Origin of the sequence: Cohnella zeiphila, from assembly GCF_014212055.1 — a bacterium.
In the GTDB taxonomy this organism is placed as follows: domain Bacteria; phylum Bacillota; class Bacilli; order Paenibacillales; family Paenibacillaceae; genus Cohnella; species Cohnella zeiphila.
In genome coordinates, this window is the sequence record NZ_JACJVO010000075.1 from 1 (window position 1) to 4,635 (window position 4,635).

General features: G+C 63.7%; 2 protein-coding genes and 2 pseudogenes. All 4 read right to left on the minus strand.

Translation table 11 applies throughout. The features are described 5' to 3' along the window. A pseudogene (locus H7C18_RS34540) lies at positions 1–639 on the minus strand (hypothetical protein); the annotation flags it as partial. A 211-nt stretch (positions 640–850) separates the two neighbouring features. Further along, positions 851–2,497 (minus strand): cadherin-like beta sandwich domain-containing protein, encoded by a 1,647-nt coding sequence (locus tag H7C18_RS34545; protein WP_238358157.1) that lies wholly within the window; start codon positions 2,495–2,497, stop codon positions 851–853. Between the two features lie 108 nt (positions 2,498–2,605). After that, positions 2,606–2,668, minus strand: a pseudogene (locus H7C18_RS36235) (hypothetical protein); the annotation flags it as partial. A gap of 552 nt (positions 2,669–3,220) precedes the next feature. After that, entirely contained in the window at positions 3,221–4,555 is a 1,335-nt protein-coding gene (locus H7C18_RS34550; protein WP_475572002.1) for a DUF4082 domain-containing protein, read from the minus strand. Between the last annotated feature and the right edge of the window lie 80 nt (positions 4,556–4,635).

Sequence of the window (4,635 nt, forward strand, 5' to 3'; positions counted from 1 at the left end):
GCGGAAGAACAGAGCTCCCTTGGCCATGCCGTCTCCGGGCAGCGGCAGGCCGTATTTCTTGTCCCCGCGCAGCACGCTGTTCCAGATGGAGGGCTGCGTGGCATAGGAGTCTTGGAAGCGCTTGGAGGCGTATTGGGCGAAATCCGCCGAGATATCCTTGAGTTGGCCGGCTTCGATAAAGTTGGCGAGAATGGACGGGTCGTTGACGATCATGACGTCGGGGATGTCCTGATTGCTGGCGAACATCAGCTTCTGCTTGTTCTGGTAGTCGTCCACCGTCTTCGTCGTCCACAGCACCTTGATGTCGATGCCCATGTTGTCGCGGAACCACTTCATCATGACGTTGTCGTTGATCGTCTCGCCGTCGCGGAATTTGACGTCGTCGCCGACCGGCATCGCCGTCGTGATCGTGACCGGCGGATCGAATTTGCCGCCCGTCTTGGGCGACTTGGCCGCGTCGCCGGCGCTCGGCGAGCTTGCAGCCGTGCCGGATGCCGACCCGGAGGGCGAACCGGCGGACGGCGAGGCGCCTGCCGTTCCGCTGTCCTTGCTGTCATTGCCGCTGCACGCCGCCAAACTGGCGGCAACCAGCGTCAAGCTTAAAGCGGATACCAAAGCTCTGCCTGTCTTCTTGCGCATTGCATGACCTCCCAAGGAATCATGATTTGGCTCTAAGTTGATCATAGCTGGCGGCGACACGGGGAGAAATGGTAGGGTTGTGAGGTTCATGCAACTATATTTAGCTCCTTGGGCTCATCTTCCGCCCTGTCCGCGAGGACGACCGTCCGGATTCCCCGGAACCGGGAATGGCCTCCCCGGTCCCGGCTGCCTCCATCCTCTACGCCGCTCCTCAGCCTTCGCCGGCCGGCTCCGCGTCGCTCTGCCGCCGCACGTTCAGCACATAGGTCGCGGTGCCGCTGTCGGTCGCGACCGTGACGATGAAGACATTGTCTCCCACCTGGAGCGGCTTCTCGCCCGTTCCGCTCACTTCGGCCTGCGGGTCCGCCGCATCCGCCGTAATCGTGACGCTGTCGGTCGAGTAGGGCATCTCGATCTGCTTGAACTGCACGCCGGACGTCCATTCGGTTACCGCCGCCCCGTCGATCTGCAGCGAGCTCAAGCCGCCGGCCTGACTGTCGGGAATTCGATACAGGTGAACGCCATAGGGCGCGAAGTCGTCGGAGAACTGGCCGTTCACGATCGGGATCGTCCGCCCTTCTCCGATCACTTCCGCCTCCGAGCCGGCAAGCCCGAAGAACTTCGCCGTCGTGCCGCCGTCCCGCATGCCTACCGCGAACACATACGTCGCGCCGCCTTCGTGCTTCACCATCGTGTCGACCTGCACGTCCTTGTTGCCGGACAGCACGGCCACCTCGCCGTTCACGGTCGGACTGTTCAAAACGGGGGCGAGCTGCTGAACCTGCCGGTTGATGGCGCTCACCGCCGTGCTCATGGCGTTGTCCGCCAGTAGACCGGCTTCCTGGAACGGGCTGAGCACGTGCGCGAAGTAGGTGATCCCTTTGGCGCCGTGCACGAGCGCCATCCACACCTCCGCCTTGACATCGGCTGCCGTCGGCGTATGCCCGGGATTGCTCTCGTAGTTGGTCGTCTCGATATCCGCCCACACCGGCTTCTGGCCGTTCGAATACCCGGTCAGATTGTCCACTCCCTGAGCCACGTACCACAGCTTGCCTGCCGGTCCGCCATTCGCCTCGTCGGTGGAATTGACGGGATAGACGTCGAAGCCGAGGACGTCTCCCGCTTGGGCGTATTGGCTGTACACGGCCGTATTGCCCGTGTCGGCGCCGCGTCCGTACCATTCCGGCCAGGCGACGCCCTGCCCCAGCCCCAGATAGATCGGGGTGTTCGGGCGTTCCTGCTTCCGCCGGGCGTACTCGTCGATCAGCGTCTGGGGAGCGACCGGCGGCCCGTAGCCGCCGCTGCCGTCCGGCTGCGCGTTGTCCGGCTCGTCGGGAGGCAGATAATCGGCGTAAATGACATTCTCCCCGGCGAATGCGGAGTCGCGATCAAGATCGGTGATGACTTTCATTCCCGCATTCTGCAAATTGGTCAGATCCTGGTTCGTCATCGGATCGAACAGATTGACGTACAGATTGACGCCGATCGCCTTATAAGCGGCGGCGTTCTGCGTGCTCTGCAGCCACACCCCGATGGGGAAGAAATACTTCGACGAATTCGCCAGGCCGTTCTGCAGCAGCACGACGGACTCGGCGAGCGTTGCCGCCGCATCCGGCAGAAGCTGATCGCTCTCCTCGTAATGCGGCAGCAAATGGCGCGCGATCGCCGCGTTGACGTATGGCTCGAGATTGGCGTCCACGTCGGCTCTGTCGCTGAAGGCGCCGAGCGAGTCCGTCGCGTTCGGGTCCAGTTCGTCCAGCTTCGCGACCAGAGCAAGCGCCTCTTCCCGCGTAATATTCCGATCCGGATGCCAATCCGAACCATCCGCCGCTTCGGGCAGCAGATCGGCGAACTTCAATCCCGCATCTCCCCCGGATCCTATCGCCAGATTAAGCAAACCCATGAACCGGGAACGGGTTAAAGCGCCGTCGGGATGGATCAAGGCGTCGTCGTCGCCGGTCAAGATGCCGCTGTCGATCCAGCTCTGGAGCTGAGACTGGGCCCAATGATTCTGAATATCGCCGAAAATGCGNNGTCAAGACGCCGTAGCGGGACAGGTCCAGCCCCAGGTCGGCCGCTTCGAGCGCTTGCCGCATCGCCGCGCTGTCGCTTGCCGCGTTCACCGCCTGAACGGCGGCGTTCAAATGTCCGGACGCCACATCGGCAACCGCGCCGTCCAAGGCGTTCTGGATGGCGGCCGCATCGGCGTATCCGCCGGACGGCCTTGCCGCGAGCATCGCTGCGACAGCTTCAGTCTTGCCCGCTTCCGACAGCGCGTTGTACGCCGTCAGATCCAGCGCCAACGGCGCTGCTTCGATCGCGGTCCGGAACATGGCGGCGTCCGAAGCGTCATTGACCGCCTGGACCGCCTCGGCCTGCCTCTGCGAACGCAATTGCCGCACAGCCGCCGCGAAGGCCGACTCGACGTCCGAACGGTGGAAGAAGCCGTTCGCCGGACGGGCGTCCAGCACCTGCTGCGCCGCGGCTAGCTTATCGGAGGAACCGAGCGCGCCGTAATCCGGCACGTTCAACTGCATCGCCTCGAGCGCCGTCTGCATATCCGCGGCGGTCCCGGCGTCGTTCACCGCTTGCAGAGCGGGCGGCGCCGCATCGGGAACGACGACGATATCGCGCAAATAGTTCGTCTTGACCGCGGTCGCNNGCCCGCGCTTCCGAACGCATTGGCCAGAACCGGATAGTAATGGCGCGTCTCCGTCCCAGTGGACACCGATACGGTATATTCCTTGCCTGTCGCCACGGCCAGCGGAGTCGGCAAATCATAAACGACCCAAGCGTTGCCGCCCGTGAACGAGAACGTGTACGGTCCGCCGATCAGCGAGCCGTCGCTGTCGTCCCACAGGCGAATCGTATGATCGCCGGATTCGCCGGTTACGCCGAACACCCGGACGCCCGTAATCTGTCCGGCCACCCGAACGCTGAACCGCACGCCCAGCTCGAACGGAACGCCGTCCCAATTACCGCTCGCCGCAGCATTCCCGAACAAGCTCTCTTCGTCGTAGGACACATCTATGACACCCTGATCGAGCGCCGATTGCACGGCCGCCGCATCCGCGAATCCTCCGCTCGGCCGGCCGGCAAGCATCCCCTGCAGAACGGCGATCTGCCTGGCCGCGTCCAACGCGTCGAACCGGGTCAAGTTCAGTCCCAGGCCCGCATCGGCCAGCGCCGTTCCCAGATCCTCCGCCGATTGGGCGGCATTTACTGCTGCGACCGCTTGCTGATGCTGCGCAGCGAGCTCGTCCTGCACGACGGGGTCCAGCGCGGATTGGATCGCCGCCCGATCCGCGAACGGTTTGTCCGCCAGCAGCGCTTCGGCCGCAGAGGTCTTCCCGCTGTCGGTCAATTGGCCGTAATCGGTCAAATCCAGCTTCAACCCTGGGGCTTCCAGCGCGGTTCGCATCTGCGCCGCGTCCGCCGCATCGTTCACGCGCGTAAGGGCGGGAGGCGCTTCGTTCGGAACGAAGACGAGATCCCGCATGTAGTTGCTTCCGACCGCAACGTTCGGCTCGGTCCCCAGCCCGATATAAAGCCGTCCCGCGTTCGCCAGCCAGTTAAGGCTGTTGCCGTTGCCCCCCGCTTGCGACAAGCCGTTCGCGACGTAGGGATACGCCTTGCCGGTATCGCCCGTAGACACGGAATACGTATACGGCTCGTTCGCCTGGATCGATAACGGCGTCGTCAAAGAATAATCGACCCAGGCGTTCTGCCCCGTATAGGTGAAATCGGTTGCGGAATAAACCGCGGTTCCGGCCGAATCCCAGATCGTGACGCGGTGCGCGCCCGAATCGCCGGTTACGCCGTAAACCCGGATCCCGGTGATCGTGCCGTCGACAGCCGCCTGGAACACCATGCCGAGCTCATAGTTCTGGCTGTCGTTGCCGATGGAAACCGGCATGTCCCCGAACAGATTCTCCGGATCGTAGACCGGCGTAGCCGAAGCCCGGAACGGCAGGCCGACGGCCGCAAGCAGCAGCA